The 24,944-nt window shown below is 41.8% G+C and carries 23 protein-coding genes; all 23 read right to left on the reverse strand.

Annotation, left to right across the window (positions count from 1 at the left end; genetic code table 11):
* Nucleotides 1-30: 30 nt before the first annotated feature.
* Nucleotides 31-1,191, reverse strand: a complete 1,161-nt coding sequence (gene sucC, locus M3205_RS00620; protein WP_251168162.1) for an ADP-forming succinate--CoA ligase subunit beta — start codon at nt 1,189-1,191, stop codon at nt 31-33.
* Nucleotides 1,192-1,496: 305 nt separating this feature from the next.
* Nucleotides 1,497-1,793, reverse strand: coding sequence for an EscU/YscU/HrcU family type III secretion system export apparatus switch protein (locus M3205_RS00625; protein WP_251168163.1), 297 nt, complete (start codon nt 1,791-1,793; stop codon nt 1,497-1,499).
* Complete coding sequence (locus M3205_RS00630; protein ID WP_251168164.1) at nt 1,790-3,646, reverse strand: hypothetical protein; 1,857 nt, start codon at nt 3,644-3,646, stop codon at nt 1,790-1,792. Before M3205_RS00630 ends, M3205_RS00625 begins: the two co-directional genes overlap by 4 nt.
* A gap of 21 nt (nt 3,647-3,667) precedes the next feature.
* Nucleotides 3,668-4,435 carry a ribonuclease HII gene (locus tag M3205_RS00635; protein WP_251168165.1) on the reverse strand — a complete coding sequence of 256 codons (768 nt, stop codon included), beginning with the start codon at nt 4,433-4,435 and terminating at the stop codon, nt 3,668-3,670.
* An 87-nt stretch (nt 4,436-4,522) separates the two neighbouring features.
* Nucleotides 4,523-5,395 carry a ribosome biogenesis GTPase YlqF gene (gene ylqF / locus M3205_RS00640; RefSeq protein ID WP_251168166.1) on the reverse strand — a complete coding sequence of 291 codons (873 nt, stop codon included), beginning with the start codon at nt 5,393-5,395 and terminating at the stop codon, nt 4,523-4,525.
* A gap of 42 nt (nt 5,396-5,437) precedes the next feature.
* Nucleotides 5,438-5,989: a signal peptidase I gene (lepB, locus tag M3205_RS00645; RefSeq protein WP_251168167.1), complete on the reverse strand. Its 552-nt coding sequence runs from the start codon at nt 5,987-5,989 to the stop codon at nt 5,438-5,440.
* Between the two features lie 339 nt (nt 5,990-6,328).
* Nucleotides 6,329-6,673 carry a 50S ribosomal protein L19 gene (gene rplS, locus M3205_RS00650; RefSeq protein ID WP_009330779.1) on the reverse strand — a complete coding sequence of 115 codons (345 nt, stop codon included), beginning with the start codon at nt 6,671-6,673 and terminating at the stop codon, nt 6,329-6,331.
* Between the two features lie 135 nt (nt 6,674-6,808).
* Nucleotides 6,809-7,546: a tRNA (guanosine(37)-N1)-methyltransferase TrmD gene (gene trmD / locus M3205_RS00655; RefSeq protein ID WP_251168202.1), complete on the reverse strand. Its 738-nt coding sequence runs from the start codon at nt 7,544-7,546 to the stop codon at nt 6,809-6,811.
* Nucleotides 7,546-8,067, reverse strand: coding sequence for a ribosome maturation factor RimM (gene rimM / locus M3205_RS00660; protein ID WP_251168168.1), 522 nt, complete (start codon nt 8,065-8,067; stop codon nt 7,546-7,548). The genes trmD and rimM overlap by 1 nt, the downstream gene beginning before the upstream one ends.
* Before the next feature lie 12 nt (nt 8,068-8,079).
* Nucleotides 8,080-8,466: a YlqD family protein gene (locus M3205_RS00665; RefSeq protein ID WP_251168169.1), complete on the reverse strand. Its 387-nt coding sequence runs from the start codon at nt 8,464-8,466 to the stop codon at nt 8,080-8,082.
* 432 nt (nt 8,467-8,898) lie between these two features.
* Nucleotides 8,899-9,129 (reverse strand): KH domain-containing protein, encoded by a 231-nt coding sequence (locus tag M3205_RS00670; RefSeq protein ID WP_048009045.1) that lies wholly within the window; start codon nt 9,127-9,129, stop codon nt 8,899-8,901.
* A gap of 11 nt (nt 9,130-9,140) precedes the next feature.
* Entirely contained in the window at nt 9,141-9,413 is a 273-nt protein-coding gene (gene rpsP, locus M3205_RS00675) for a 30S ribosomal protein S16 (protein WP_009330784.1), read from the reverse strand.
* A 110-nt stretch (nt 9,414-9,523) separates the two neighbouring features.
* Nucleotides 9,524-10,876: a signal recognition particle protein gene (gene ffh, locus M3205_RS00680; protein ID WP_251168170.1), complete on the reverse strand. Its 1,353-nt coding sequence runs from the start codon at nt 10,874-10,876 to the stop codon at nt 9,524-9,526.
* Nucleotides 10,877-10,887: 11 nt separating this feature from the next.
* Entirely contained in the window at nt 10,888-11,220 is a 333-nt protein-coding gene (locus M3205_RS00685; protein ID WP_251168171.1) for a putative DNA-binding protein, read from the reverse strand.
* A gap of 144 nt (nt 11,221-11,364) precedes the next feature.
* The gene (locus tag M3205_RS00690; protein ID WP_251168172.1) at nt 11,365-14,136 is read right to left on the reverse strand and encodes a VWA domain-containing protein; all 2,772 of its coding nucleotides are present in this window, start codon (nt 14,134-14,136) and stop codon (nt 11,365-11,367) included.
* The gene (locus M3205_RS00695; RefSeq protein ID WP_251168173.1) at nt 14,120-15,892 is read right to left on the reverse strand and encodes a vWA domain-containing protein; all 1,773 of its coding nucleotides are present in this window, start codon (nt 15,890-15,892) and stop codon (nt 14,120-14,122) included. The genes M3205_RS00690 and M3205_RS00695 overlap by 17 nt, the downstream gene beginning before the upstream one ends.
* Nucleotides 15,893-15,899: 7 nt before the next feature.
* On the reverse strand, nt 15,900-16,766 hold the full coding sequence (locus tag M3205_RS00700) for a DUF58 domain-containing protein (protein ID WP_251168174.1): 867 nt from the start codon (nt 16,764-16,766) through the stop codon (nt 15,900-15,902).
* Entirely contained in the window at nt 16,766-17,770 is a 1,005-nt protein-coding gene (locus tag M3205_RS00705; protein ID WP_251168175.1) for an AAA family ATPase, read from the reverse strand. The genes M3205_RS00700 and M3205_RS00705 overlap by 1 nt, the downstream gene beginning before the upstream one ends.
* Nucleotides 17,771-17,775: 5 nt before the next feature.
* Entirely contained in the window at nt 17,776-19,368 is a 1,593-nt protein-coding gene (locus tag M3205_RS00710; protein WP_251168176.1) for a hypothetical protein, read from the reverse strand.
* A 60-nt stretch (nt 19,369-19,428) separates the two neighbouring features.
* Nucleotides 19,429-20,277 carry an ABC transporter permease gene (locus tag M3205_RS00715; RefSeq protein ID WP_251168177.1) on the reverse strand — a complete coding sequence of 283 codons (849 nt, stop codon included), beginning with the start codon at nt 20,275-20,277 and terminating at the stop codon, nt 19,429-19,431.
* On the reverse strand, nt 20,274-21,209 hold the full coding sequence (locus M3205_RS00720) for an ABC transporter ATP-binding protein (RefSeq protein WP_251168178.1): 936 nt from the start codon (nt 21,207-21,209) through the stop codon (nt 20,274-20,276). Before M3205_RS00720 ends, M3205_RS00715 begins: the two co-directional genes overlap by 4 nt.
* Nucleotides 21,206-23,581: a hypothetical protein gene (locus M3205_RS00725; protein ID WP_251168179.1), complete on the reverse strand. Its 2,376-nt coding sequence runs from the start codon at nt 23,579-23,581 to the stop codon at nt 21,206-21,208. Before M3205_RS00725 ends, M3205_RS00720 begins: the two co-directional genes overlap by 4 nt.
* A 303-nt stretch (nt 23,582-23,884) precedes the next feature.
* Nucleotides 23,885-24,886 (reverse strand): signal recognition particle-docking protein FtsY, encoded by a 1,002-nt coding sequence (gene ftsY / locus M3205_RS00730; RefSeq protein WP_251168180.1) that lies wholly within the window; start codon nt 24,884-24,886, stop codon nt 23,885-23,887.
* Nucleotides 24,887-24,944 lie beyond the last annotated feature (58 nt).

The following is a 24,944-nucleotide window of genomic DNA, read 5'->3' on the forward strand; positions in this document are numbered from 1 at the left end:
TGATGCTGAACGGCCGCTCATTTTTAGTTCTTAGCCTACTAAAGAAACGATTTTTTGTGCTCCATCAGCCATGGATTCAGCTGCGATAATATCGATATCGGATTCAGCAAGAATTTTCTTGCCCATTTCAACGTTCGTGCCTTCCAAACGTACAACTAATGGCACATTCAAGCCCACTTGCTTCGCCGCTTCCACCACACCATTGGCGATGATGTCGCACTTCATGATTCCTCCAAAGATATTTACAAAAATACCTTTTACGTTTTTATCAGAAAGGATGATTTTGAAAGCTTCTGTTACCTTCTCAGCTGTTGCTCCGCCCCCAACATCAAGGAAATTGGCCGGGTCTCCGCCATAATGCTTAACGATATCCATAGTAGCCATTGCTAAACCTGCACCGTTAACCATGCAGCCGATGTTTCCATCAAGGGAAATATAGCTTAGGTCATATTTAGATGCTTCGATTTCCTTTGCATCCTCTTCTTCAAGGTCACGAAGATCCATGATGTCTTTTTGACGGTAAAGGGCATTTCCATCGAAGTTCAGCTTAGCATCCAAGGCCATAACCTTGCCGTCGCCAGTTACAACTAATGGATTGATTTCAGCAATAGAACAATCCTTTTCAATATAAGCTCTGTATAAGCCCATCATGAATTTAACAGCTTGTCCGACAAGCTTTGATGGAATATTGATATTAAAAGCGATTCTGCGAGCCTGGAATGCTGTTAAGCCAAGAACAGGATCGATTTCTTCCTTGAAGATTTTTTCTGGCGTTTGTTCAGCCACTTCTTCAATTTCTGTACCGCCCTCTTCTGAAGCCATTAATACTACGCGTGATGTTGCTCGGTCCAGTACCAGGCCCACATAATATTCCTTCTGAATGTCACAGCCCTCTTCAATAAGTAAACGTTTTACTTCCTTGCCTTCCGGGCCTGTTTGATGTGTAACAAGTGTTTTTCCTAAGATTTCACCTGCATATGTACGAACTTCGTCAAGGTTTTTGGCAACTTTTACACCGCCAGCTTTTCCGCGTCCTCCGGCATGGATTTGCGCTTTAACCACACACACCTCAGTGCCAAGTTCTTTCGCAGCTTCAACAGCTTCTTCAACTGTAAATGCAACTTTTCCGTTCGGAACTGCTACCCCGTATTGTCTGAGGACTTCTTTACCTTGATACTCATGTATATTCATTTCCCATCCTCCTATCTAACTCTTCAAAAAAATAGACTGCGCTTTCATTTTATTAAATGACACACCCCTTGTCCACCATTTACTCTAAAATATTATATTTCTTTAAAAATTATAAATATTAGGCAGTTCAAAAACCCTATTACGATAGTAGATTTGACCATGATACCATTGGTAAATATTTTATTAAAATAAAGAAAAAAACTGTCTTTCGACAGCTTTCGATTCTAATTGATTTAAGTATTATCCCGTTTTTTTCTACTCGTAAAGTTCCCTTTAAAAGAAACATATTGGTTTGCCAGAATAGATTATTTACTATTTTCCCTCTTTCCAGCCTCCTGATCAGCTCTGTAGATGAAAGCAAATACCTCAGCAACAGCCTGATAAAGTTCTTCTGGAATCCCTTCATTTATATTTAGCTTGCCGAGAAGCTCAACAAGGGCAGGATCCTCTTGAACCGGAATGCCATGTTCCTTAGCTTTATCAAGGATATTTTCCGCTGTCAGGCCCTTCCCCTTTGCAGATACCCTGGGTGCTCCATGACTATCAGAATCATATGTTAATGCTACCGCTTCTTTTCTTTGTGCAACACGCTTTTTTTTCATATTCTAATATCTACTCCGCTGAATTGATTTGCCTGTACAAATGATGTCATGGTTTCTCCTGCTATAAGTGAATTACCTGCATGCTCCGGCTTCTGAAAGGAAACCGAGGACAGCATATAATTTAATTTTAATAGATTTGCTTTTAATTCAGCTGCAAATGGAGCTGTTAAATCTTTTATTTCGCTGTTCCCATTAATAACTGAAATGTTGATGATTCTGTTTTGGACCTGAAGGTCGATAATCGTTTCACTAAGGTGCTCCAAATCTAAATAAAAGATAACACGGCAATGGTTTGGATCAATATTTCCGCCTTCTGTTCTCCTTCCGCTCCACTGCATTGTCATATCAGTGATCTTTCCCCATAAAGAAACCGGCAGCTGAAAGATAAAGTGCTGCAGTGGCCCTGATTCCTGCGAGAGAGCCTGAAAGCCGGTTATTTTATGCAGCAGCCGTTCCGCAGCATCTTTAGCTGCATTTGCTGGTTCCTCGGTTAAGAAGTCCATCAGAAGCGGTTTGAGAGCATCCAGCTTTTTGACGGCTCCGTCATCATGCTGTTTTAATAACTCTAAGACGTCATATTCATGAGAAAAACCTAAAGCTGTGATTATTCTCTTTAGTTCACTATGTATATTACGCTGATCAAATGGGAAATGAGATTCGGGACGCAGACTATATTTCATTTCTTCCAGCATTGTGATTTCCTGAGGGCCGAGTGCAGCTGAAGCGAAGAGTTTTTCACCGCCCAATAATTTCCCCGCCTGAACAGCAGCCATCCTGAACTTGTCTCCATCTGATAAATGTTCTATATTATCTTTAATTGTAAGTGATAGAGCCAATTTAAAAATGGTGTTAAGTATATTTTTTTCTGGAGGAAAAGATAAACTGCCCTTCCGGAAATCATTGAGTAAGTTTTGGAGGACCGGAGCTCTTCCGCTGCTTTTAGAACTTTGTACGATAACTCCATTGAGTTTGGCCAAATTCAATATAAATTGCTGCCTGTTCCCTGATTCACTTGTTTTCAGAAGCTCTTTCAGTGTTTGAATAATCGGTCTATTTTCCATGCCGTCCTTAACAAGCTGTTTTACAGCAGCAACCTCGGAAGCGTCACCCGGAAACATCCCCACTGCTTTCAGGAGCCGAAAAGCTGAAAGGGACCCTGCCTGATTTTTTCCATTCACCCACTCTGAAAACAGTCTTACAACTGCCTGCTGGCCAAGTTTATCCTTTGAAGTCTTTGTCATATACCCCAACAAGGAGTAAATTTGCTGCCCATTGGATGATAAATCTGCTCTCTTTAACTCTTCCAGCAATTCTCCCATAATCGAAGACATAGAGTCACCGTTTAAAACTGAAGATAGCGCTGAATAAATATCCTTCGAAAAGGGAAGCTGCCTTAATATCATCTCTTTTACCGTCCTCATGCCTTCCGCAGCAGATCTGCTTTCAGAGATCCATTCCGATGCCATTCTTAAAGTTTCACCTGTAATCGGCAGCTGCTCCTTAAGAAAATATTGAATGAGCATTTTATTTTCCCGGGACAGTTTCATTCCCAGCTGGCTTAAAAGACTTTCAGCAGGAGCTCCTTTACTTTGGCCGTTTACAGTTTCCATAACTCTTAAGCGCAGCAGCCCTTCACCAGGTTCTACTCTGAACCAATATCTATTGTCCGCTGACAAAGGGATTTCAAGCTGTGCAATCATTTTATGTGACCCGATCTGCACCTCTGCCGTCTGATTCGGAAATAGCTTTGCTACTTTTCCGCTGACAATTTGCCCTGACCTGAACGCAGTCGTCCTTCCTGCATTGCTCTGGTCATGTCTTATGATTTTTTGAATTATTTCAGACGGCTTCATACATTCACCTTCTATTCTATTTCAATAAGAATCTTTTATTGGCGCAAAGCTTTTCCGGTGATAAGGCGTAATTCCATGAAGCGTTATCGCTTCAAGATGCTCCTTAGTCCCATAACCCATATTTTTCCCGAATCCATACTGCGGAAACTCTTTGCCTATTTCAGCCATCATTTTATCTCTTGTAACCTTTGCTATGATCGAGGCTGCAGCAATTGTTACGCTTTTGCCATCCCCCTTAATGATTGCTTCCATTGGATAAGGTGTTAATAGTTTTACGGCATCAACAAGCAGGAAGTCCGGTTTTGGATTCAGGCCTTCAATTGCTGACAGCATTGCCTTCTTTGTCGCTTCAAAAATATTGATGCGGTCAATTTCCTCTGGCTCAATGATCCCTACACTGACAGCCTCAGCCTCAGCGTTAATGATTTCAAAAAATTCTTCTCTTTTTCGTTCAGACACTTTTTTTGAATCATCCAATCCCGGCAGATAGAAGTTTTCAGGCAAAATAACTGCTGCAGCTACCACCGGTCCCGCAAGCGGCCCTCTGCCGACTTCATCTATTCCGGCAATTAATTGAAAACCCCGGCTTCTGCACTGGCGTTCATACCGGGTCATTTCTTTATGCTTCTCATATATCTTCTTTTGAAGCAGCTGGCGGGAATGCCATTTTGCTAAAAGTTCTTGCACACCTTTTCTGTCGTCCTGTTTAATTGAGTGAAGGAACGGATCATCCTCTAACTCAATTGTTTTCATCTTTTCTTCTATCTGTCGAATGGTTAACGTTTCCATGTTTTTTCTCCTTCTCATTCTAACCTATGTATCGGCATTTCTGCCCAAAAATAAAGGCCTCCTGCGAACAGAAGGTCTTCATTAAAATTATTCAACTTCATTCCGCACTGCAATCTCCTCCGGCAGCTCCAATGTAATTGGTCCCATTTTTTCAGAACGGAATTCCCTAATTACCAGCTCTGTTACTTTATCATAATCAATTTCGCCGCCACCCATCAGACAGCCGCGCAGCCTGCCGATTTTATCAAAGACTTCAACGATATCTTCCGGGATTTCTTCGATCTGGTAGCGGTCATCCAGACGATCCGGATATTTGTTCCCGAGAAAACGGAGGGCATATATTGCAACATCCTGCAGATTTAAGATAGTATCCTTGATCGCTCCAGTCAAAGCAAGCTTAAGGCCCACTTCCTGATCTTCGAATTTTGGCCATAAAATCCCCGGGGTATCAAGAAGCTCCAGCTCTTTCCCTACCTTTATCCACTGCTGAGCTTTCGTAACGCCGGGAGTGTTACCTGTCTTTGCAATATTCTTTTTGGCCAGGCGATTGATTAGTGTGGATTTTCCGGCGTTCGGAATACCAACTATCATTGCACGAATTGCCCTTGGCTTGACACCTTTTGCTCTCATTCGATCGAATTTCTCCTGAAGGATTTCCTGAGATGCGGAGACGATTTCTTTCATGCCTTGTCCAGCCTGTGAGTTTATCGCAAGAGCTCTTATGCCTTTATTTTCAAAATATCTAATCCACTTTTTCGTGGCTTCCTTATCAGCCATGTCAGCTTTATTCAACAAAACAAGCCGGGGTTTGTGCTGAATGATTTCATCGATCATCGGATTTCGTGATGAATAAGGAATCCTTGCATCAACGAGCTCAAAGATGATATCGACCAGTTTTAATTTTTCTGTAACCTGCCTGCGGGCTTTCGCCATATGGCCGGGAAACCACTGTATCGTCACAGCTGGCCACCTCCATCCAATATGTATTTACAATAGGAAGAATCAATCAACGATCCGAATGTCCTCTATAGGCCAATATATTACTCCGGCATCACCAAGGACTTCTTCCATAGCAACAGGGCCAATGTGACGGCTGTCCTTGCTGAACCGGCGGTTGTCGCCCATTACAAACAAGTGACCCTCTGGCACTGTTTCCTGCCCTATCTTTTCTTTTAAAGTAAACGGCTCCGTCAGCGGACCGTCAATTACCTGCTTCTTATATTCATCCAGGTATGGCTCCTCATAAGCTTTTCCGTTAACATAAAGAGTATCGTCTTTATATTCAATCTTGTCTCCCGGAAGGCCAATTACTCGTTTGATGTAATCTTTGTTTTCAGGTGCATGGAACACAATAATGTCAAAGCGCTCAGGTTCACCGATTTTATAGCTGAATTTATTCACAATCATCCGATCCTGGTCATGCAATGTTGGCATCATGGACAAGCCATCAACCACAATTGGAGCAAATAAGAAATATCTGATGACCGCCGCTAACAGAACCGCGATTACAAGTGCTTTTGTCCATTCCCACAATTCACTTTTCTTTTTTGCCATAGCCTTCCCCACCATTCTTCCGTCAAAAATTATGCTTATATCCCTGCATGTATCGCTATAAATGATTTCTATTGTTTATTGTACAAAAATTCTTCTTAATAAACACGATGGGAATCTTATTTTTATATTATTTAACATTTATGTAATATTATTTGCACCTTACTAATTCATGATAGAAAAAGGAGCTTGATTAACAAGCTCCTTCTTTTCTTTCATTGTCCAGCTGCAACGCCTAGCCCCTCGAGGTCATAAACCAAATCACTCCAGAGGCTAACGCTTCCTGCATGATTCGACTTATGCTTATCGGGGCTGATCAAGACGCTTTCGCTTTTCATTTTATTATCGAATTTCTTTGATACGAGCTTTTTTACCGCGAAGGTTACGCAGGTAGTAAAGTTTCGCACGGCGGACTTTACCGCGGCGGATAACTTCAAGCTTCGCAATCTTAGGTGTGTGCACAGGGAATGTACGCTCAACGCCTACACCGTAAGAAATCTTACGAACTGTGAAAGTTTCGCTGATTCCACCACCACGACGCTTAATCACAACACCTTCGTATACCTGAACACGTTCACGAGTTCCCTCAACAATACTTACGTGTACACGTACAGTATCACCAGGACGGAAAGACGGAAGGTCAGTACGAAGCTGTTCTTTTGTGATTTCTTCAATTAACTTTTGCATCGTTTTCAACTCCTCTCAACAGACGCTCTTGCACAACCTATGTTTGCAGCGGAACATCTTTATCAGACGTAAACTGAACAAGTTCAGTCTTAGTCACAAAAAGTATCATATCATATATGGACAGCAACTTCAATGTTATTTATGTTCTTTTTTTAATTCATTAAGCCATTTTTGCTGTTCACTTGTTAATTCTGCATCTTCAAGAAGATCTGGCCTTCTTAAAAAAGTTCTTCTCAAGGATTCTTTGGCTCTCCATTCTTCGACAAGGCGGTGATTGCCTGACATGAGAACATCAGGCACTTTAATGCCTCTGAAGTCGGCAGGACGCGTATAATGTGGATGTTCAAGAAACCCCGTGCTAAAAGAATCTTTCATATGGGACTCCTGGTTGCCTAATACACCAGGCAGCAATCGGACGACACTGTCGATTACAACCATGGCTCCGAGCTCTCCGCCAGTCAGCACAAAATCCCCAATTGAAATTTCATCTGTTACAACATGTTCACGTATTCTTTCATCATACCCCTCGTAATGGCCGCATACAAAAATCAGGTGATCTGACTCTGCCAGTTCTTCGGCTTTTTTTTGAGTGTAGCGTTCCCCTTGAGGACACAGAAGAATCACCCTCGGAGACGCCCCGCTTTTACTGCGAAGATCCTCCACTGCATCAAAAATCGGCTGCGGTTTTAGAACCATCCCCGCTCCTCCGCCATATGGGTAATCATCAACAGTTTTGTGCTTATTGTCGGCATACTCCCTAAAGTTGACCACATTGTACGTTACCGCTTCATTTTCTGAGGCTTTTTTTAATATGGAATGCCCAAACACCCCATCAAACATTTCAGGAAACAGCGTGAGCACATCAATATTCATCATGAAAGCAATCCTTCAATGGCATTAATTTTCACAAGTTTATCTTCTACATTAACTTCCTTAACAACATCTTCTATATATGGGATTAGAATTTCCTTACCGCCTTTTGCTTTAATTACCCACACATCATTCGCTCCGGGAGAAAGAATTTCTTTAATTTTGCCTAATTCTTCTCCATCAAGAGTTTCAACCGTACAGCCTATGATTTCATGGTAGTAAAATTCATCCTCTTCAAGATCGCCAAGCTGATCTTCTGAAATTTTCAGAATGCCGCCCTTCATTTTTTCAATCTGATTGATGTTCTCGTATCCTTCAAAGGTAAGCAGATTAAATGATTTATGAGTGCGGTGTGATTTCACTGTCAGCTCAACGGGATCACCTTTTGTGTCAGGCATGAACAAATAAAGTTTATTTCCCGGCTTATACCTCTCTTCAGCAAAGTCTGTTTTTGAAATGACTCTCGCTTCCCCTTTAATGCCATGGGTGTTCACAATTTTTCCAACGTTAAACCATTTCTGCATGCTTTATCACCTCTAGCGTATTTCATCAACAATACCATCTCTTATGATGATTGTTTTCCCTTTTTCTATGTCTTCCCAGGGGGTGCCCTTTTGAACCTCGATAATCGCCTGAACTTCTTTTTCTTTTAATTCACTTCCTAACGGTAGCATATGTAATTGTTCTATTTGAAAATCCAGCAGTTGGACTTTTTCCTGCCTCATTTGAATTTCCTTTTCAAAGTGCTGCTTCAGACTGGCCGGATGGAGCTTTTTGGTTTTTTCCTGCTTTTTCAGTTCGAACTTCAGCTGATCGCTTTCTTTCTGCAGCTGCTTTTTTTTGGCCGCATATCCTTCCAGCAGTTCCTGCTTGCTGTTCTCTGTCAGCACCTGCTTAACTGTAACCGTTTGGATAATATTCATGTACAGCGCCTCCCAAATCATAATTCGAATGAAAAAACGTCGTAACTGACACTGCTGTCATGTTCTTAGTTGGCGATGTTTGTTTGAATTTTTAACTCTTCTACTGAAACAATTTGTTATTTAGAAATTCTGCCCTTTGATTTCCGCTGCGGTCACTTACTTTCCGCAGGGAGAGATGAGAGCCTTCTCGGCTTCGCCTGTGAGGTCTCTCACTTCCCTCACTTCCCCAGGATATTGAATAAGCTTCCACGAACTTACACCGCACGAAGGAAATGCGCCAGCATTTTCGAAGATCTAGTGCCCACAGCGAAAATCAACTCAGCATTTTAAATCATAGTACTAAAAAGTCATAATCAGAAGGATTTTTTAGATTGTAAAAAAAGGAGGGGTTTCCCCTCCTTTTTCGGCTGCATCCTGCTCATAGCAGGATAATTATTCGATGATCTCTAAAAAGATCTTCTTTTGCTCTGATGAACCTGCTGCATATACAACGGTCCGTATTGCTTTCGCAACGCGCCCTTGCTTCCCAATTACTTTCCCCATGTCATTCTTGTTGACAGAAAGCTGATAGGTTACGCGCTGATCCTCTTCTTGGACATTCACTAGAACATCTTCCGGAAAATCAACAAGGGGCTTAACAATCGTTTCGATAAGCTCTTTCATCTTATAATGAATTACTTACCGTTTTTAGCGTTATGGAATTTTTCCATAATGCCTTGCTTAGAGAAAAGGTTACGTACTGTATCAGATGGCTTAGCACCTGTCTGAAGCCATTTAAGAGCCAACTCTTCATTGATTTCAACGATCGCTGGTTGAGCAACCGGATTATAAGTTCCTACTGTTTCAATGAAACGTCCGTCACGAGGAGAACGAGAATCAGCTACAACGATACGATAGAAAGGGTTTTTATGAGCACCCATACGCTTTAAACGAATTTTTACTGCCATTTTAAATAAGCACCTCCGAATAGTTTCACACAAGATAGTATAATATCAGATAGTTAATTAGTTTGTAAAGGTTTTTTTCTTTACATGTTATGAAAAGCTTGAATAGCGGCTTAAAAAGGGTTAAAGGGAAGCTTAAATCCGCCTTTTTTCTTGCCTTTTTGCTGCATGCCTGCCATTTGCTTCATCATCTTTTTCATGTCTTCAAATTGCTTTAACAGACGGTTAACTTCAGGGACGGTTCTTCCGCTTCCCTTGGCAATCCGTTTGCGGCGGCTTGAATTGATGATTTCCGGATGAGTTTTCTCTTCCTTAGTCATCGACTTAATAATGGCTTCAACGTGAGTGATTTGCTTCTCATCAATTTGCATATTATTCAAGCCTTTGATTTTGTTAGCACCAGGCATCATTTTCAGAAGCTCATCAAGTGGTCCCATTTGGCGGACCTGACCAAGCTGATCCAAAAAGTCATCAAATGTGAAAGAAGCAGTACGCATCTTCTGCTCAAGCTCTTTTGCCTTTTCTTCATCCACATTGGCCTGTGCTTTTTCAATTAGGGATAAGACATCCCCCATACCTAAAATACGGGATGCCATCCGTTCTGGATGGAACGCTTCAAGGGCATCAAGTTTTTCACCCAGACCGACGAATTTAATCGGCGTGTTTGTTACGGATCTAATGGATAGAGCCGCACCGCCTCGGGTATCGCCATCCAGCTTTGTCAGGACTACTCCTGTAAGACCCAGCAAATCATTGAAGCTTTGTGCTACATTAACCGCATCTTGGCCAGTCATGGCATCTACAACAAGGAAAATTTCATCCGGATTGGAAAGCTCTTTGATTTGCTTTAGCTCATCCATTAAAGCTTCATCCACATGCAGTCTTCCTGCTGTATCGATTAGAACATAATCATTATGATCCTCTTTTGCCTTTGCAATCGCCTGTCTTGCAATTTCAACAGGACTGACTTGATCGCCAAGGGAGAAGACAGGCATATTCAGTTGTTTGCCAAGCGTTTCGAGCTGCTTAATCGCCGCAGGCCGGTAAATGTCTGCAGCAACCAGCATCGGATTGCGGTTATACTTTTTGCGGAGCAGGTTCGCAAGCTTTCCGGTTGTAGTCGTTTTGCCGGCACCCTGAAGACCGACCATCATAATGACTGTCGGCGGGCGATTGGAAACAGCAATTTTGCTCTGCTCTCCACCCATCAGTTCCGTTAATTCTTCTTTAACAACCTTTATTACCTGCTGTCCCGGCGTCAGGCTCTTTAATACTTCCTGCCCGACAGCGCGTTCGCTGACTTTTTTGACGAACTCCTTGACAACTTTGAAGTTAACATCCGCTTCCAAAAGGGCGAGACGGACTTCACGCATCATTTCTTTTACATCCGCTTCATTAATTTTGCCTTTTCCGCGGATCTTCTGAATTGTATTTTGCAGTCGGTCGGCCAATCCTTCAAATGCCATAATGCCGCCTCCTAATCTAATTTCTCAAGCTCTGCCACTGCTTCTTCCAATGCCTCGCGGGAAGGGGAGCCTTCCACCAGCATCTTTTTTATTCCTGCAATTAGCTTGTTGCGCTCTTGAAATTTATGAAATAATAGTAGCTTTTCTTCATACTCTTCAAGCATTGCTTCTGTTCTCTTAATGTTATCATAAACCGCTTGCCGGCTAACATCATATTCCTCGGCAATCTCTCCAAGCGAAAAATCATCCAGGTAGTAAAGGGACATATAGCTTCTCTGCTTAGGAGTTAACAACGATTGATAGAAATCATAAAGGTAATTCATCCTCGTTGTCTTTTCGAGCATCCCTATTCCCCCTTGTTAAGTGAAAAGCCTTTACAAAGTAAAGTTTACATAGAATTTCATATCATGTCAAGAAAATATCTTTACAGTGTTGGCAGTAACTAATTTCCGGAGAGTGCTGAAGGTATCATTCAACTCTAATTTCACTTATTTTTTCCTGTTTTTTGCATCCAGCAGCCTTTTCATCCGCTCTTCTCTTTCTTTCGGCGAGGGTTCCGCTGATGGTTGAGGCCGGTTCGGCTTCTTTGCTTTTGCTTTCTCCCGTGTTTCCTTTACAGGAATTTCTTCTTGAAGTTTAACAGGCGCCTGTTCGGCAGGATACGTTTTTATTCTGGAAGCTTTAAGTTTTGGTACCTTCTTAGGCGCATCTGGCTTTTCTTTTACTTTTCTGTTTTTCTTCACAATTCCTGCTGCAAGACCAAAGCGCCTTACTGCGATTTCTGCAAAAAAGAGCAGAAATGCAGCTAGAAGCATCCATTCGCTGACTGGCTGTTTGGTGATTGCCGGTTTTTTCAGCGGCCGGAATGCCTCTTCTCCGCTCGTGAGCATCTTTCCTCCAGTCATTTTTGAGAGTGACTGCAAATGATCTTTATTTGTTCCCTTTAGCAAATACTCCTCAGAATAAGGAATGGTAAAACCCGTCTGATGAACCTGAATATTCCCATTCTCATCAGTCTGTTTAATATTTAAAAAGTACATCCCCGCATTTTCAGGCATCAGCGCCTCATATTTACCTGGTGCAGTAAGTCTCATATTAGCTTTTATCTGTTCACCTGTTTCAGACACGATGGAGGTCTCAATAGGCAAAGAAATGCTTTCCGCAGACTCCAGGCTGAGCACTGTATTGCCATCCTTGTTCTCAACATCAATCCTGTATGGTTCACTTTCATATTTCGGCAGTGTTTTAGTAACAAGCTGATTAATAAAGGACGGCCACTTTTCCCAGCTTGCCCATTCTCCCGACCACTTGCCTGAGATATCGGATGCAAAGGCAGCTGTCCACCCCATTCCATATTGCCATTCAGCAAGTACCGGATCTTTTTTTTCACTTAACAGTGGCACCTGCGCCCGCGGCTTAGCAGTGGAAGCTATATAAGCATTCATTTTGGGCACACCTTTTTCAAAAAGAGAGGACCAGTCAGGGGAAGGCTGGATACTTGGGTAAAAAGGTTTGTCCTCAATATAAGTTCGCGTAGCCATTACGGTTTCACGTGATAAAATGCTTGGTATAACGGTAGAGTCTGTAACATCATAAAAACGCCCAGATCCCATTCCGGCAAGTTCCCCCAGCAGCCCTCTATCAGCATCCTGGCCAAGAGCAACAGTTGAGAGAGTGATATTCTTCTCTTTCCCGCTTTCAATTAAAAGCTCATAGTCTCCATTTGTGGCAGATTGGCCATCTGTCAGTAAAATGATATGCTTTCTCTGCAACTGTAAATCTTCAAGCTCACTGTATGCCTGTTCCAGAGAAGTAAAGATTTCTGTCCCCCCGCCCGGTGTAATGGATTTGATTTTTTCAATTGCCTTTTGCTTATTCTTGAGAGGCTTAGTTTCAAGGATTTCCCATGGACGGTCATCAAATGCAATGAATCCGAGTGTATCTTCTTCACGCAGAAGTTCAACTGAACGGGCAGCTGCCTCTTTCGCCAATTCAATTTTATTTCCTGCCATGCTTCCAGAACGGTCCATAACTAATACAAGACCTAGAGAAGGCATTTCTTTCTTGCCTTTGATATCCATTTCCACTGGAAGCAATTTCTCGATCGGAGTTTTGAAATAGCCCCCCAGCCCAAAGCTTTCTTCACCGCCAAACATAATAAAACCAGTCCCGAATTCTTTCACTGCCTTCTCCATCAAGATCATTTGCTGCTCTGAGATAACAGTTGCAGGGACATTATTAAAAATAATCGATTGATATTGCAAATAACCTGAGAGTACGGTCGGAAGTTTCTCTGGAATAACGATGTCTATCTCCAGGCCTGAACCTTTTAAAAGATTTGCAAGATCGCCAGCTTCCTCTCCTTGTACGATCAAAACCTTAGGGGTACCCTTAACATTCACAACTGAGTGAAGTGCATTGTTTTCAGAGTAGGCATCCCGTTCTGCAGCTATCTCTGCTTTATATACCGTTAACCCTGCGGTATCCGCTTTGTGGGTAAACGTATAAACATTTTTCCCTTCGTTCACATGAACGGTTTCCTTTAATACTTCTTTATGATTTACCGATAGTCTGATATCAGCTTCTTTGGCAACATTGCTGGTAACTTCTATTGTAATCGGAGCCTCTTCTCCTAAATATAATGAAGGAGGAACACTTAATTCTGAGATTGAGACATCGTCCCCTGTTGCTGTTTTTAATGGCACATGATCAATCTCGATATTTCGATTTTTCAAAACTGCAGCAGCTTCCAGGCTATCGCCTTCCGTTTCATTCCCGTCCGTCATCAGGACAATTCTGCCGGAAGACTCCCTCGGAATAAGCGAAGCGGCAAATTGCAGCCCTGCTTCGAGATTGGATTGGGAATCTTCTGCCACTCCGTTAAATCCGCTTATAGCTTCACGGTTTCTGCCCAGATTCTGTTCAAGTACTGCATTTTTTCCAAAAGCAGCCACTGCGAATTGATCGTCATTTTTCCTGTGGCTGGTGCTATTTTCTATCCAGGCAAGTGCTTCCTCATTCGTGCCAATGCTTGCAGAACGGTCTGCCAAGAATACGACGGTCTGTCCCTTTACCGGAAGAACCACCTGAGGAACGGTCAGAGCAATAATTAATAAAGTGAAAATGATCAACCTCAAACCGGCAATCCAAAATTTTTCATTTCCTTTTCTGCTGTAATTTTGTTGAATAAATAAAAAAACGATTATGACAGCAGGAATCAGGAGGAGAAACAGGAAGGGATATTTAACCTCTATGCCCACGGCGATATACCTCCCATTCGATAACAATCAAGATTAAAGCTATGAACGTCAGCCAGAACCACAGACTTTCATTAGGTCTTTGGGTCATGCTGCTTTTTTCAGATGGTTTAGCATTCAGTGTAAAGGATTCTTCTGTTCCTGCACTTTTCTCCCTTTCATCCAGAAGGACAGAAAAATAATAAATTTGATTATCAGATACAGCCTGGTAAGTTCCTGGGATTAAAGGAGCTTTAAAGGTTTCTTTATTTAGATCAAGAGAGTAAAGATTTTCGTCTTGATTATTGAAAATTTCCCAGCTTCCAGTTCCATTGCCGATATTTATCCATCTTTCTTCACCAGAGCTGAAATATCCGAGGAAATTTGATTGCTGAGATAGCCACTGGTAAGAGTTATACAGAAAGATTGGAAAACCGGGCAGGAGGGGCCAATCTGTGTCTGATAGATTAAAATTGACGATAATAATTGGCTGTCCATTATGCATCCCCCTTTGGAATAAAGGAATATCCCCGCTTTTCAATACAGTCTCCCATTCTCCTTTCAGAACGGAGGATGCAGAACTGATATACACCTTTTCAAAGTTTGCATATTCAAAAAGAGGATCCTTGTCCCCCGAAATTCCTTCTTCAAGTTTTGTTTTATCTCTGCTTGTATTAAAAAAGATTATCGGCATCTCCGGAAGTCCCGATAGAGTGCTTCCTTCCGCCACAACGACACCTTTCATATCCAAACCTTTTAGAGCAGACGGATCTGTCTGCAGCAATTCAGCACCAATAGTTTGAAAACCCTTCACCGTAAAGGGATTTACATCTCCCAAAGTGTAAACCTTAGGTTTTGGGTCAATGTAAATAGAGGCTGCATGATTATCTGCACTATAGCCATCGCTAATGGAGATGGCTGCCTCGTAGTAAGGTTTTTCCGGCAGATTTTTTATTTGAATGGTTTTCTCCTCATTTGTTTTTAATGATAGATTCTGTTCAAACAGGACTTCTCCATCAGATTTCACTGTAAAAGTTGTCTCTATATTCCCAGAAGACTGGTTTTCTATTACTGCAGCTGCTGAAATACCATCACTGGCGGCAGAGGTTCCAAACGATTTCAGCGACACATTCCCTGCGTTCTCTCCAATATTATGTACCACAGTAAATAGACCGGCCAATTCATTCATTAAATCTTTCTTTCCAGCTGAGTCTGAAAAAATATGAAGAGCCGTGTCTTTTCCTGAAGATAAGGAGCTTGCCAATAAGATGGCTTTTTTCATATTCTCATGCTCATAAGTAAGCTCCAGCCCCTCAATGGTTCTTCGAATAGCATTTAGATCATCTTCTCGGCTTAAGAGGATCTCATTTTTCTCCCCTGCTTTAATTAAGCTAACCTGCTGTCCATTAAGCTTGCCTGCCAGATGAAGCATTTCCTCTTTTGCGATCTCAAAACGGCTTTTTCCTCCGCTTTCAGCCGACATAGAGGCAGAGGGATCAATGATGATGATTATGTGCTCTCCTTTTAAAGAATCTTCAAGCCAAAATGGACGCATAAGGGCCAGCATCAAAAATAGAAGTGCCAATAATTGCAGCCAAAAGAACAGATTTTGCTGAAGCTTTTTCAGCCAGGGGGAAGCCTGCCATTCATTCAGCACCTGTTCCCAGAGCAAATTGGATGAATTCGTCTTTACCTCATACTGCTTCCGAAAGAAATAAAATAGGACGACCGCTCCGATAAAAATGGATAAAATAAAATAAACAGGATTTATGAATTGCATATCACTCTCACCTGACCAGCCCCTTCGCATACAGATCCCTGAAAAGAACAGTCTGAAGATCTCTTGTTTCAGGGGCAAAGATATATTGGCCGCCATACCGCTTGCATAAAACCTCAAGCTGTTCATTATGTTCTCTTAAACGCTTATCATATTCGGCCAATACAGCAGGACTCATGCTCACATTTACAGCGGTCCCAGTTTCACTATCAATTAACTTTATATCTCCAGAATATGACGGTGTCATTTCTTCATCAGCCTGCACCTGAAATAGCCAGAACTCCTGTTTCAGCCCTCTTAGCTTCCTAAAAAGGCTTTCCCATTCCTGAAGCGGTTCAAAACCATCTGCTATTATAATAGCAAGCTGCTGGTGCTTTGAAAGAGTGTCTTTTAAGCTGCCCAAAAAGTTATTGGACAGAGCAGAGGGTTCAATTTTCTGGATTTCCGTGAATGTCCGCCTGCTGTAAACAGAGCCTTTTCTTTTGATAGGCTGTATGCCAGCAGAAGAAACAGGTGAAAACAGGAGCCGGTCTTCACCGGAAAGAATCATATAGCTCAAAGCCGCTGCAAGCGCTTTGGAGTACTCCCATTTTTCCTCCATATTGGACATTGATGAAGTAGCATCCAAATAAACAGCAATAGAGAGTTCCTGCTCATCAAGAAAACGTTTAATATAATGTTTTTGTGTTCTGCCATAGACATTCCAATCTATTTGCCTGATATCGTCTCCGGGCTGGTATGCCCTGAAGTCAGAAAACTCCAAGGAAGATCCGAATTTATGGGATTGCCTGGAACCTGAATGAAATCCTCTTTTCCTGGTCTTTACCGCAACTTTACGCTTCTGCAGCTTTCCAAGAAGGATTTGATGGCTGTTCATCAGCTCTTAGCTCCCCGGGAAATTTCTTTTATTAAACCTTCAATAATCGAATCTGCCGTAATCCCCGCGGCTTCTCCTTCAAAGTTTAAAATGAGGCGGTGTCGCAGAACAGGATAGGCAACATTTTTAAGGTCACCTATTGAAACATGGTACCTTCCTGAGTACAATGCTCTTGCTCTTGCCATATTTATCAGACTCTGAAGCCCGCGGGGACCACTTCCATATAGGACGTATTCTTTTACTGTTTCCGTTGCACCCTCTGAATACGGATGTGTGGCAGTGATCAGCCATACAGCATAATCGAGAACATCCTCTGATACGAGGATTTCTCTTGTGAGTTCCTGAAGAGCAACTACGTCATTCAGCCCGGCCGCTTTATTTAAATGAGTATTTTGCACACCTGTAGTTCTCCGGGCAATTTCTTTTAATTCTTCCTGCGTCGGATAGGCTACGTTCACCTTACAGATAAACCGGTCGGTTTGCGCCTCCGGCAGAGGATATGTTCCTTCCATGTCAATCGGGTTTTGAGTTGCAAGAACAAAAAATGGCTTTTCCATTCTTTTGGTTTCACCCATAATGGTAACCGTTTTTTCTCCCATTGCCTCAAGCAGGGCACTCTGTGTTTTAGGTGTTGCTCTATTAATTTCATCTGCCAGGATGATGTTGGCGAATATAGGCCCTTTATGAAAGCTGAACGTTTGCCTGCCTGCTTCATCAGGCTGAAGCAGCATCGTTCCGGTTATATCGGATGGCATAATATCAGGGGTAAATTGAATACGGGAAAATTTCAGGTCAAGTACCTCTGCAATAGTCTTAATCAGCATCGTTTTACCAAGCCCAGGCAGACCTTCGAGCAAAACATGGCCGCCTGAAAAAATGCTCCATAATACTTGTTCGACTACTTCCTCCTGGCCTACTATAAATGATTGGATTTCATCTTTCACTCTTGCAATAATATCTGCTGCTTGTGCGAATTGCTGCTCTTTTTCCTGTGTTACGGACATCGAAGTCACTCCTTGTCAGGATCTATACTTGTAAAGTAATTTTTAACGATTTCCTCTAAATCAGCCGGCAGCTTATACCGGTCGGTGCTCTGCCTGTATGAAGACTCATAATTTCCAAATACCTCACTGTAACGTCTGATACTTCCTTTTATAACAGGACCGTTCCCTTCAAACTGCTGTCCCTGAGTACCCTTCCCCAGACTGCCATTGTCATTTTCAATATTCGTCTCCCCTTCCATGCCAGAAGGAATGGTGAGCAGATCCCTGGATCCCTGTCCAAGTCCGGCACCTCCACCAAGACCGCTGCCTGAACCACTCCCTGTGCCTGAGCCTGAGCCTGAGCCAGACCCTGCTCCGGAGCCTGAACCACTTATGGAGCCGCTGCCTGAACCGGTTCCTGAGCCACTGCCACTTCCGTTGTTTGGGCTATTGCCAGGCTGATTTTGATTATTATTTTGCGGATTTTGATTATTCTGCTGTGCAGGCGGCGATGAATTAGGATTATTTTCCTGCCCCCCCGGCTGCCCGGGAGGCGCAAATGCAAGCTGTCCAGGCGGCATTCCATTGGCTGCCATTTTCTGCTGTAATGACAGACCTGAACTTTGAAGAGCTTTTTGGGCTGCTGCCAGCTGGTTTAAGAGCTCATCTGATTGCAAAGCCTTCTCGAGCTGTTCAATAAGTTTTGACATTTCCTCTTCAGATAGCTCCCCTTCGTTGCCGGTAAGCTGTTTTAATGCTTTGCTTTGTTCATCATTAAGTTCCTTCCTTTTCTTTTGCTTCTCAAGTTTTTCTAATTCTTCCTGGAATGAAGCCAGATCCTTCTCCTCCAGCATTCGGCTAAATTCCTTTAAACCGCTATTATCAAGGGTGTTTTTCATGCTTTCCAGGTTACGAGATTTTCCTTTTTCTTTGATTGCCTTTAATTCGAGGCTTTTTGTTTGTTTCGCAAGTTCCTTCAAGGCTTCCTCAGCAGACTTTTTTTCTGCAATCTTCTCTTTCGTTTTCTCTAATGCTTTTTTTACTTCAGGACTCTTTTCTTTTTCTGCTTTTTTCTCAAGTTCTTTTTTTGTTTCTTCAACTAACTTGATTTGCTTCTCCCATTTTTGTGCCAATTCCATTTTTTCTCCCGGAATCATGTAAAAAAGGAATGCCAGGCCTAGAAAAGCCATACACATTAAAACAAGTTTAGGGTGAAAAAAAACCTTCTTCCTGCCTAATAGCTGATGGTGTACCTTTTTCATATGCTTTACTGTATCTGCAAGCTGCAATCTTGCCACAACAGCATCATCCAAAAGGAAAGAATGGGCTGTAATAACTCGATCTTCCGCTACAAACCTGTTATACAATGAAGCCGCCTGGGTTATGTCTGGCCTCTTCTTCCAAATCCGAATAGCAGCGACCAAAAGTGCGAGCAAAATAATCAGCAGGAAATAGTTTTGCAGGTATGGGATAACGAAAATTCTTGCTAAAACCATAAGACACAAAGCGAAGACAGCGGCTGCTAAAAGGAATACCTGAAATTCCTTAACGATCAGCTGGATGAGGAGCTGCCTTTTTACCGGTTTTAAGAGTTTAAGATATTGATTGCGGTCTTCCACCGTATCATTCCCTTATTTTAAATTTCGGGCAATTCCTCTCGGGGGTTTGCCCGAAGATACCTAGCCCTTTTGCATATTAGGACGGAGTTTTTTTATGCTAAGAAGCACAGATCCAATGAAAATCAAAGTATATGAAATTAAGTATGAAATCCATAAAGGAAATTCAATGCCTGTTGATCTTGTAATTTCATTAGTTATTTCCGGCTCAAATGTACTCATCAGAATAATGACCGGATTAAGCATAGCCAGGAAATATGCCAGCGGATTTGTAGGCTGAGTTCCAGTATACCCATAGGTATTTGTTAATTGCATAAAAATTAAAGCAAGGAAAGCCGTTCCGCCTGCTAAGAATAAAGTAACCCCATAGGTAGTAACCATCGAGACAATGGTTTTTCTAATGAGCGTTGAAAATAAGACTCCGATACTTCCGTAAACCACGATTGTAAACAAATAAAATCCCATTGTCGTAAGCAGCTGGCCAGGAGAAATGCCTCCAAATAAAAATACAAAGCTATAAAGAGGCAAACTTGCCGCAATAAGCAATATTAAATATGAAATGGAAGAGATCAGCTTGCTTAATATTATGCTTGATGAGCTTTGAGTCGTCGTGAGCATGATATTTAAAGTCTGCCTCTCCCTTTCGCTGCTGATAACCCCTGCTGTTAATCCAGGGGTAATAAACAGAATCAAGCCAAGCTGCAATATAGATAAAACCATAAACATTGTCCGGCTCTGTTCCGGTTTAAAAAAGCCCTGCATATTGTTTGACAGTGATTCAATAAAAATGAATCCAACAATGATTAGCCCTAATGCCAAGAGGTAAAAAAGGACACCGAGGTAACTTTTAAAGCTTCGGAAGCGGAGCTTAAATTCTTTATTCAGTACAGGATTTACGACTAAATTCTTCATGTCAGCTCAACCCCCTTTGTAATTTCCATAAAGACATCTTCCAGGTCTGTTTCGGCTTCTGCAAAGCTGGTAATGGCCAGGTTACTTAACATGGCTCTTTTAAGAAGTTCTGTTTGCTCTTCAGTCGTTCCTTTATAAATAAACTGAAAAGATAACCCACCCTCCAGCAAAGATAATTTAAAAATATTTGGATCATCTTCGAAAAAGGAGATGGCATTTTCAGCATTCCCATTAACTTTTACAAGAATCAGTCTTTCTCCTCTGAGCTGCGACTGGATATCACCAACAGACCCCTGAGCCACCAGTTTGCCCTGATCAATAATGCCAATGGTATCGCACATTTCTGCCAGCTCAGGCAGAATATGTGAAGATATTAAAATCGTCTTGCCCATACTCTTCAATTCTTTTAATATTTCCCTCATTTCTACCCTTGCTCGCGGGTCAAGTCCTGATGCAGGTTCATCCAGAATCAGGACTTCAGGATCATGAATTAGACATCTTGCCAGGCATAAACGCTGTTTCATCCCTCTTGATAGGAGGTCCACATATGACTCTCTTTTATGTGACAAGTTGACAAGGTCGAGCAGCTGCGGAATCAGTTTCTCTCGTTCTGCGAATGGAATACCGTAACTTGCACCGTAGAAGTGAAGATATTCATCAGCCTTAAGCTGATCATAAACACCGAAGAAGTCAGGCATATAGCCAATTTGCTTTCTTACGAGCTTTGGCTCCTTTTGAACATCATACCCGTTTACGTAAGCCGATCCCGAAGTTGGGGCAAGCAGAGTTGCCAAAATGGAAAAGGTTGTGGATTTTCCCGCACCATTTTGTCCGACAAAACCAAAGACACTGCCTTTTTCAATAGTAAGATTTAATGAATCCAGTGCTGTGAATTTTCCATATCGTTTCGTTAAATCTAATATTTCGATCATTTCGGCACCTCCCCTTTTATTGTTACAGCCGGCAATGGAACGAATGGATCTCCCTGCGAAGATTTAATAACCCTCAAAATTAATCGACCCTCTTTTGAAACATACTGAGACAAGTCATCTTTACTTGTCAGCTTTAAGCTCCTTTGATCCGGTTCAATCGTGAGCCATTCACCTGTTTTATGGTTTTTTAATGAATACTGTACGTTTTGGCTATTAATCCTAAACGAAATTTTGTCCAGTTTATAAGGTTTCTCTTTAAGCTGTTTCGGCAGGTTCAGAGAATATTCATATTCACCGTCTTCAAGCATCATTTCCCCACTAGTGTTGTCCATACCTTTTTCATAGATCTGTCCCTTAATCACATTCCAATCAGCTGCCATCATGCCATCCTTCAATGTAAATTCTCCGGAAAACTCATTTTTGGCCTCAAATGGCTGAACAATCAGATTGGTGTTATTCTGTTTTGCTTTCTTCCCTCTCATGGTTACATCAATGACAGATTCCCTTGTAATTCCTGCAAGGACTGGCTGTGTAAGATCTCCGAGCAGAAATGTACTGGAAGCATATTGAAGCTTTTCTCTTCTTAATTTATTTATATCATTTTGGCTATTGGCAGGATTTCCTCCATTAAACGCTCCTCCGTACGGCCTGCTCAGAAGGGACTGTTTTGTGGCTTTATCTACTTTAATAGTCTCGCCTTTTTTGATTGAACTCAGTTTAATTGCTTCATTTCCTGACCAAATATATAACTCTTCAAAATCGAAGTCACTTTGGTTTTGAATTGTTCCTGTTAACCTTTTTTCCTTAAGGGTGATATCTGCTGTCAGTTTCCCATTCATTTCTGTTTGAGCTTTTCCGTAAATGGTTTTAGATGACCAATATTCTACCTCCGGGAAAATTATCTCATTGTTTTTTACTCTCTCAGCCATAATTCCGCCCCTAAGCGGGTCAGATGACGTGGAATTGTTTGAATAAACCACTGCATTATATTCACCTTTTGGCATCGAGAGGATGTATTCACCGCTTTTATTTGACAGCAGTGTTGAAGCCTGATAACCCGTAAGCAGATTGTTATTCACTTTATATATCCCCATCTGGTTCAGCTGCGGCTGAGAAATTCTGTCTTTTGCCCCCATTCCAAAGACAGCTGCACCCATTAAGATGGCAATAGAAGGAATGATCCACCAGGAATGCTCCCGTTTATCAAGCCTTCTTAACACAAAATAAAGCACAGGCACGATTAGAATAATATAACCGGCAAAAAGTCCAATAAGCTGTCCGATTGAAAAATTGGATGCAGGAAAGAATTCATTTATTTCTGCAAATTCCCAATAAAGCTGATCAAGATAATCCTGTGAATAGGGGGTTGATCCATTGCCTGAACCTGACGCCTGTTTCATATAGGCTTCAAACCATGTGTCATACCCCTGCCATGAAGATAAAGGCTCATCCCCCAGTGAAAAAGCTGTCTGCAAAATCGTCCCGCTTCCATACTCCTTTTTCAAAGTTGCAGGGAGATCTCCGCTTTTTGCCATAACTTCTGCACTCTTCTCAACCGGACCAGTGAAGAAGTTGAGCTCATCAAATTTTGGCTCCTCTCCCTTCACTGGCTGCAGGAATTTGACTGGGGCGGATGCCTCATTTTCTGATTTCATCGGCAACAGTGAATATAATTCTCCATAAGAGCCGCTTGCATCTGGGCCTCCTCCGGCAATTAGTGTTCCACCACTGAATATCCAGTCCTTTATAGCTTTTTGCTGTTTTTCACTTAGCTGGGAAACCTTATATTCATCAATAAGCAAGTAATCGAGTGTCTCCAGCCCAGTTGCATCATCCGGCAAATCTTCCCCTTTGAGTTCAAGCATTAATTTAGAAGGAAGTGTCCGAAGCTCTTTTACACGGTCATAGTTTTCACTTAGAACTCCAATTACTTCAGTAGCCATATCAACAAATTGAGGTTTTAGTGTATTTTCACCTATAAAACTAACTTTTTTTCCGTCTTTCCAATCTCCTTCATAAAGAGTCAGCATGGGTATGTTCTGATACATGGAGGGGTGGTCCTCCGTCATTCCAGGTATGGAAACCAGATATTCCTTAGCTGTTCCGGCAGGCAGCTCTACTTTTACAGAAACTGCACCACTGGTATTGTAGGATGGATGGTAACTTATTAGCAATTCTCCGCTAAAAGATTCACCTGAATTTTCCATCTTTATACGCAGAGGAAATCCCTCTCCTCTTTTAACTTTTCCGCCAAAGCCTTCATCCAGAGTAACTTTAATGCCTGAACCGGCTGCTAATGCTGATTGGAATGGATGAAACATTAATACAAAGCAGAATAAAACCATAATGATTACTTTTAATTTACCGTGCAACCCAATCTCCCCTTTAAAACCGTAAATATTAGCTTTTTAAATTTATATAGGCAGCTTTTATAACTACAAATTATTGCCAGCCTGATAACTTCTTCCATTGTATTGACGCAGCTCAATGACAAAAAGTTCCTGAGGGTATTAAAATAATTTGTTTTACAAGTTACTATTGATGCTCAGTAATCCTTTAGTGTAATTTTACACTAAAAATCACACTTTTTAAACTACATTTTATTTTCTTACTATTAACTGTACTATAAAAAACAGCCTGAGAACCGATTCTCAGGCTGTTTTTCAGTCATATTATTATACTTCCTCTTCTTCTGCTTCTTTTTCAACAATGTCGGCAAAGAGTCCATAAACATATTGTTCCGCATTGAATACCTGCAAATCATCCATTTTTTCACCTAAACCTACAAATTTCACGGGTATCTCCAGCTCATTTCTGATTGCCAGAACGATGCCGCCTTTTGCAGTACCATCCAGCTTTGTCAGAACGATACCGGAAACATCTGTTGCTTCCTTGAAGGTCTTAGCCTGAATCATGGCATTTTGTCCGGTTGTAGCGTCAAGAACGAGCAATACTTCGTGCGGGGCACCAGGTACTTCTCTTTCAAGTACGCGCTTTACCTTTTCCAGCTCTTTCATTAAATTGACTTTATTTTGAAGGCGTCCCGCAGTATCACAGATTAAAATATCTGCCTTGCGCGATTTCGCAGACTGAACTGCATCGTACATGACAGCTGCAGGGTCAGATCCGGCTCCCTGTTTAATGACACCAACACCGACACGTTCGCCCCATACCTCAAGCTGTTCAATCGCTCCTGCACGGAAAGTATCACCTGCTGCAAGAAGGACATTTTTCCCTTCACTTTTGAACTTATGGGCAAGCTTCCCGATTGTTGTAGTTTTTCCTACACCGTTAACACCAACAAACAGGATAACCGTAAGTCCATCTGTCTGTAAATTTAATTCTGTAGAAGTTTCTCCTGCGCTATCATAAATATCTACAAGCTTCTCAGATATTACTGCCTGAACCTCGCGGGGATCTTGAATATTCTTGCGCTTTACTTCCCTCCTCAGTTCATCCACCAGTTCCATGACAGTGTCAAAACCGACGTCCGCCCCAATTAAAATTTCTTCCAGCTCCTCGAAAAATTCTTCATCCACTTTCCGGTATCTTGAAACAAGGTCGTTTACCTTATTTGAAAAATTATCGCGCGTTTTGGTTAATCCGTCTTTAAATTTTTCAGTAACACTATCTGTCTGCATTGTAATTTTTTCTTTTAGTTTTTTAAAAAAACTCATGTTTTCACTTCCTTTAAAAGCTTTTTATTGCATAATTTAGATAACAAAATTTCCAAAC

This window comes from Cytobacillus firmus, from assembly GCF_023715565.1.
In the GTDB taxonomy this organism is placed as follows: Bacteria; Bacillota; Bacilli; order Bacillales; family Cytobacillaceae; genus Cytobacillus; species Cytobacillus firmus_C.

What these genes read in the sequence shown, in the direction of transcription:
- M3205_RS00695 (WP_251168173.1), bottom strand. Translation starts at nt 15,892, where the DNA reads ATGCAATTCATAAATCCTGTTTATTTTATTTTATCCATTTTTATCGGA.
- ffh (WP_251168170.1), bottom strand. Translation starts at nt 10,876, where the DNA reads ATGGCATTTGAAGGATTGGCCGACCGACTGCAAAATACAATTCAGAAG.
- M3205_RS00670 (WP_048009045.1), bottom strand. Translation starts at nt 9,129, where the DNA reads ATGAAAGAGCTTATCGAAACGATTGTTAAGCCCCTTGTTGATTTTCCG.
- M3205_RS00705 (WP_251168175.1), bottom strand. Translation starts at nt 17,770, where the DNA reads ATGTCCGTAACACAGGAAAAAGAGCAGCAATTCGCACAAGCAGCAGAT.
- M3205_RS00630 (WP_251168164.1), bottom strand. Translation starts at nt 3,646, where the DNA reads ATGAAGCCGTCTGAAATAATTCAAAAAATCATAAGACATGACCAGAGC.
- M3205_RS00685 (WP_251168171.1), bottom strand. Translation starts at nt 11,220, where the DNA reads ATGCTCGAAAAGACAACGAGGATGAATTACCTTTATGATTTCTATCAA.
- M3205_RS00700 (WP_251168174.1), bottom strand. Translation starts at nt 16,766, where the DNA reads ATGAACAGCCATCAAATCCTTCTTGGAAAGCTGCAGAAGCGTAAAGTT.
- M3205_RS00635 (WP_251168165.1), bottom strand. Translation starts at nt 4,435, where the DNA reads ATGGAAACGTTAACCATTCGACAGATAGAAGAAAAGATGAAAACAATT.
- rplS (WP_009330779.1), bottom strand. Translation starts at nt 6,673, where the DNA reads ATGCAAAAGTTAATTGAAGAAATCACAAAAGAACAGCTTCGTACTGAC.
- M3205_RS00665 (WP_251168169.1), bottom strand. Translation starts at nt 8,466, where the DNA reads ATGAATATTATCCAAACGGTTACAGTTAAGCAGGTGCTGACAGAGAAC.
- rpsP (WP_009330784.1), bottom strand. Translation starts at nt 9,413, where the DNA reads ATGGCAGTAAAAATTCGTTTAAAGCGTATGGGTGCTCATAAAAACCCT.
- M3205_RS00625 (WP_251168163.1), bottom strand. Translation starts at nt 1,793, where the DNA reads ATGAAAAAAAAGCGTGTTGCACAAAGAAAAGAAGCGGTAGCATTAACA.
- M3205_RS00715 (WP_251168177.1), bottom strand. Translation starts at nt 20,277, where the DNA reads ATGAAGAATTTAGTCGTAAATCCTGTACTGAATAAAGAATTTAAGCTC.
- ftsY (WP_251168180.1), bottom strand. Translation starts at nt 24,886, where the DNA reads ATGAGTTTTTTTAAAAAACTAAAAGAAAAAATTACAATGCAGACAGAT.
- trmD (WP_251168202.1), bottom strand. Translation starts at nt 7,546, where the DNA reads ATGAATATTGATGTGCTCACGCTGTTTCCTGAAATGTTTGATGGGGTG.
- lepB (WP_251168167.1), bottom strand. Translation starts at nt 5,989, where the DNA reads ATGGCAAAAAAGAAAAGTGAATTGTGGGAATGGACAAAAGCACTTGTA.
- sucC (WP_251168162.1), bottom strand. Translation starts at nt 1,191, where the DNA reads ATGAATATACATGAGTATCAAGGTAAAGAAGTCCTCAGACAATACGGG.
- M3205_RS00720 (WP_251168178.1), bottom strand. Translation starts at nt 21,209, where the DNA reads ATGATCGAAATATTAGATTTAACGAAACGATATGGAAAATTCACAGCA.
- rimM (WP_251168168.1), bottom strand. Translation starts at nt 8,067, where the DNA reads ATGCAGAAATGGTTTAACGTTGGAAAAATTGTGAACACCCATGGCATT.